This is a genomic window from Streptomyces sp. MK37H, from assembly GCF_018035285.1.
GTDB classification, from domain to species: Bacteria; Actinomycetota; Actinomycetes; order Streptomycetales; family Streptomycetaceae; genus Streptomyces; species Streptomyces endocoffeicus.
This window is the reverse complement of record NZ_JAAAYH010000590.1, coordinates 1-4334: the sequence shown is the minus strand read 5'-3', so window position 1 is coordinate 4334 and position 4334 is coordinate 1. Positions and strand designations below refer to the sequence as shown.

The following is a 4334-nucleotide window of genomic DNA, read 5'->3' as shown; positions in this document are numbered from 1 at the left end:
AGCCGGATCGTCCTGGGCGCCGCGGACGCGGGCCGTATCGACGGCTGCGTGCTGCGCGTCACCAACGTCTGCGGACCGGGCACCCCCCGGGGCAGCTTCCTCGGCGGGCTCGCCCACCGGCTGCGCCACACCACCGAGGACGCTCCGCTCGCCGTCACCCTCGTCGACGACCGGCGCGACTTCATCGACGTCCGCGATGTCGCCGAGGCCGTGGTGCTGGCCGCGAGCAGCCCGGTGACCGGCCGGGTGCTCAACATCGGGCAGGGCGACGCCTTCGGCATGCGCGAACTGGCCTGGCTGCTGATCGCCGCCTCCCAGGTCCCCGACCGTCTGGTGCGCGAGGAGAGCGGCGCCGTGCACAGCAAGGGCGGCAGCTGGACCCAGGCCGACATCCGCCTCGCCCGGCGGCTCATGGGCTGGTCCCCGAAGGTGGCCCTCAAGGAATCCCTCCACGACCTGTGGGCCGCCTCCGCCACCTCGAGCCGACCGGCTGCCGCGGCGGCCCGTACCGAAGGACACTGATGCAGTACACCTATCTCGGCCGCACCGCCCTCAAGGTGAGCCGACTGTGCCTGGGCACCCTGAACCTCGGGGTCAGGGCGAGCGACGAGGAGAGCCACGCGATCCTGGACACCGCCCTGGACCGCGGGGTCAACTTCATCGACACCGCCAACCAGTACGGCTGGCAGAAGCACAAGGGCTACACCGAGGAGTTCCTCGGCGGCTGGTTCGCGGGAGGAGGCGGACGGCGCGAGAAGGTCGTGCTGGGCACCAAGGTCTTCAACCCGATGACCGACTGGCCCAATGACTCGGGGCTGTCCGCCCGGCACATCATCGCCTCCTGCGAGGACTCGCTGCGCCGGATGGGCACCGACTGGATCGACCTGTTCCAGATGCACCACATCGACCGCCACGCCCCCTGGGAGGAGGTGTGGCAGGCGATGGAGACGCTGACCCGGCAGGGCAAGGTGCGCTACGTCGGCTCGTCCAACTTCGCCGGCTGGCACATCGCCGAGGCCCAGGAGGCCGCGGCCCGCCGCCACTTCCTCGGCATCGTCTCCGAGCAGAGCGTGTACAACCTCGTCACCCGCCATATCGAACTGGAGCTGATCCCCGCCGCCCAGCGGTACGGGGTCGGGGTGCTCGCCTGGTCGCCGCTGCACGGCGGGCTGCTCAGCGGGGCGCTGCGCAAGCTGGCCGACGGCACCGCGATGAAGACCGCCCAGGGCCGCGCCGCCCAGGCGCTGGAGGTCCACCGGGACGCCGTCGCCGCGTACGAGAAGCTGTGCGACGGCCTCGGCGCCGACCCGGCCGAGGTGGGTCTTGCCTGGGTGATGGGGCGCCCCGGCATCACCGCGCCGGTCATCGGGCCGCGCAGTCTGGACCAGCTGACAGGGGCCTTCAAGGCCATGGAGCTGACGCTGTCCGACGAGGTGCTGGCCGAACTGGACCGGCTGTTCCCGCCGATCGGCAACGGCGGCCCCGGACCGGAGGCGTGGGCGTGGTGAGCACGCTCCAGGAGCGGCTGATCCGCTCCGCCGCCACCGTCGACAGCTCGGTGACCCTGCTCGCCGACTTCCAGCGCTGGTTCCGCGAGCGCGTCGACGCCGACGAGTCCCGGATCGAGATCATCCCGTTCGAGGCGATGCGCGGCTGGGACTTCGCGCCGGACACCCATAACCTCGTCCATGAGACCGGCCGGTTCTTCACCGTCGAGGGCATCCGGGTGCGGATGCCCGGGGCGCCGGTGGAGGAGTGGAGCCAGCCGATCCTCCACCAGCCCGAGATCGGCATCCTGGGCATCCTGGTCAAGGACTTCGACGGCGTACCGCACTTCCTGATGCAGGCCAAGATGGAGCCGGGCAACCACGGCGGGCTCCAGCTGTCGCCCACCGTCCAGGCCACCCGCAGCAACTACACCCGGGTGCACAGGGGCCGGGCGGTGCCGTATCTGGAGTACTTCCAGCGGACGGAACGGCACCGGGTGCTCGCCGACGTCCGCCAGTCGGAGCAGGGCAGCTGGTTCTTCCGCAAGCGCAACCGCAATATGCTGGTCGAGGTCGCGCCGGACGAGGACGTCGAGGTGCGCGACGGCTTCCGCTGGCTGACGCTGGCCCAGCTGCACCATCTGCTGGCCGTGGAGGATCTGGTGAACATGGACGCACGCAGCGTCCTGGCCTGTCTGCCGCACTCCCCGCTGGACCCGGAGGAGACCTTCCCGACAGCCGGATCACCCGGGACCGCGGAGGCGGAACGGCCGGGGCGGCACGTCCTCCACCGTGACGCCGACATCCTCAGCTGGATCACCGGACTGCGCACCGAGCGCGAGGTGTTCACCAAGCGGATACCGCTGCGGGAAACCACCGGCTGGCACCGCAACGCCCACCGCATCTCCCATGAGAGCGGCCGCTTCTTCAGCGTGATGGCCGTGGACGTGACGGCGGGCGGCCGCGAGGTGGGCGGCTGGACCCAGCCCATGATCGAGCCCCATGGACCGGGCGTGGCCGCCTTTCTGCTGGCCTACGCCGACAAGGTGCCGCATGTGCTGGTGCAGGCCCGCGCCGAACCCGGCTACACGGACGTGGTGGAGCTGGCCCCCACCGTGCAGTGCACCCCGCGCAACTACACCCATCTGCCCGAGGGGGCCACGCCGCCGTTCCTCAAGGAGGTGGTGGAGGCTCCGGCCGACCGGGTGCGGTTCGACACCGTGCTCTCCGAGGAGGGCGGCCGCTTCTTCCACGCCTTCAACCGCTATCTGGTCGTGGAGACGGAGATGAGCGCCGTCCCCGAGGAGCCGCCGCACTACCGCTGGATGGCGGTGCGTCAGCTGCTCGACCTGATCCGCCACAGCCATTACGTCAACGTCGAGGCCCGCACGCTCATCGCCTGTCTGCACTCCCTGGCCGTATAGGGGGGCGCCTAGGGGGCGCGACCTGCGCGGAGCTAGGGGTTATTCGGATCGTGGCCGCTGCCATAGCCTCCGGGACACACAGTGCCCGGAGCGGTACATCGGAGGACATGTCATGCAGGACATCATCAGCGCCGTGCTGGCAGAAGATGCGGTGGCCGCGGACTTCGCCGCCTTGGACCTTCCCGAGTCCTATCGGGGCGCGGTGATCCTCAAAGAGGAATCCGAGATGTTCGAGGGCATGGCCACCAAGGACAAGGACCCCCAGAAGTCGCTCCACATCCGCGAGGTGCCCACACCCGAACCGGGCCCGGGTGAGGCGGTGATCGCGGTCATGGCCAGCGCGATCAACTACAACACCGTCTGGAGCGCCATCTTCGAACCGCTGCCGACCTTCGGCTTCCTGGAGCGCTACGCACGCACCGACGACCCCGGAGCGGCCCGCCACGACCGGCCCTACCACGTGCTGGGCTCCGACCTGGCCGGTGTGGTGCTGCGCACCGGGCCCGGGGTGCGCCACTGGAAGCCGGGCGACCGGGTGGTGGCCCACTGCCTGTCCATCGAACTGCGCGCACCGGACGGCCACGACGACTCCATGCTCGACCCCGAGCAGCGCATCTGGGGCTTCGAGACCAACTACGGCGGGCTCGCCGAACTCTCGCTGGTCAAGGCCAACCAGCTGATGCCGATGCCCGCCCACCTCACCTGGGAGGAGGCCGCGTCCTCCGGCCTGGTCAACTCCACCGCGTACCGGCAGCTCGTCTCCCGCAACGGCGCCCAGATGAAACAGGGCGATGTGACCCTCATCTGGGGCGCGGCCGGAGGCCTCGGCTCGTACGCGACCCAGCTGGCCGTCAACGGCGGGGCGATCCCGGTGTGCGTGGTCTCCGGGCGGCGCAAGGCCGAACTCGTCCGCTCCATGGGGGCCGAGCTGGTCATCGACCGGGCCGAGGAGGGCTATCGCTTCTGGAAGGACGCGACCACGCCCGACCCCAAGGAGTGGAAGCGCTTCGGATCCCGGATCCGCGAACTCACCGGCGGCGACGACCCGGACATCGTCGTGGAGCACCCCGGCCGGGAGACCTTCGGCGCCAGTGTGTTCGTGGCGCGGCGCGGTGGAACGATCGTCACCTGCGCCTCGACGTCCGGCTACCGCCATGAGTACGACAACCGCTATCTGTGGATGGCGCTCAAGCGCATCATCGGCACCCACTTCGCCAACTACCGGGAGGCATGGGCGGCCAACCGGCTGATCGAGAAGGGGATGGTGCACCCCACGCTCTCCAAGGTCTATCCGCTCGAGGCGGTCGGCACGGCCACCCAGGACGTCCACCGCAACCGCCACTCCGGAAAGGTCGGCGTGCTGTGCCTGGCCCCGGAGGAGGGGCTGGGGGCACGCGACCAGGAGCTGCGCGAGCGCCATCTC

General features: G+C 70.2%; 4 protein-coding genes. All 4 read left to right on the top strand.

Features of this window, described 5'->3' with window-relative positions; all coding sequences use genetic code 11:
• Positions 1 to 522 (top strand): NAD(P)-dependent oxidoreductase (locus GWI24_RS41165; RefSeq protein ID WP_210951137.1); only part of this gene is annotated, 522 nt, incomplete at its 5' end.
• Positions 522 to 1508 (top strand): aldo/keto reductase, encoded by a 987-nt coding sequence (locus tag GWI24_RS41160; RefSeq protein ID WP_210951136.1) that lies wholly within the window; start codon positions 522 to 524, stop codon positions 1506 to 1508. The genes GWI24_RS41165 and GWI24_RS41160, both read left to right, overlap by 1 nt.
• Positions 1502 to 2911 (top strand): NDP-hexose 2,3-dehydratase family protein, encoded by a 1410-nt coding sequence (locus GWI24_RS41155; protein ID WP_210951135.1) that lies wholly within the window; start codon positions 1502 to 1504, stop codon positions 2909 to 2911. Before GWI24_RS41160 ends, GWI24_RS41155 begins: the two co-directional genes overlap by 7 nt.
• A gap of 112 nt (positions 2912 to 3023) precedes the next feature.
• Positions 3024 to 4334, top strand: a 1311-nt coding sequence (gene ccrA / locus GWI24_RS41150; RefSeq protein ID WP_210951134.1) for a crotonyl-CoA carboxylase/reductase, incomplete at its 3' end; no start/stop codon positions are given.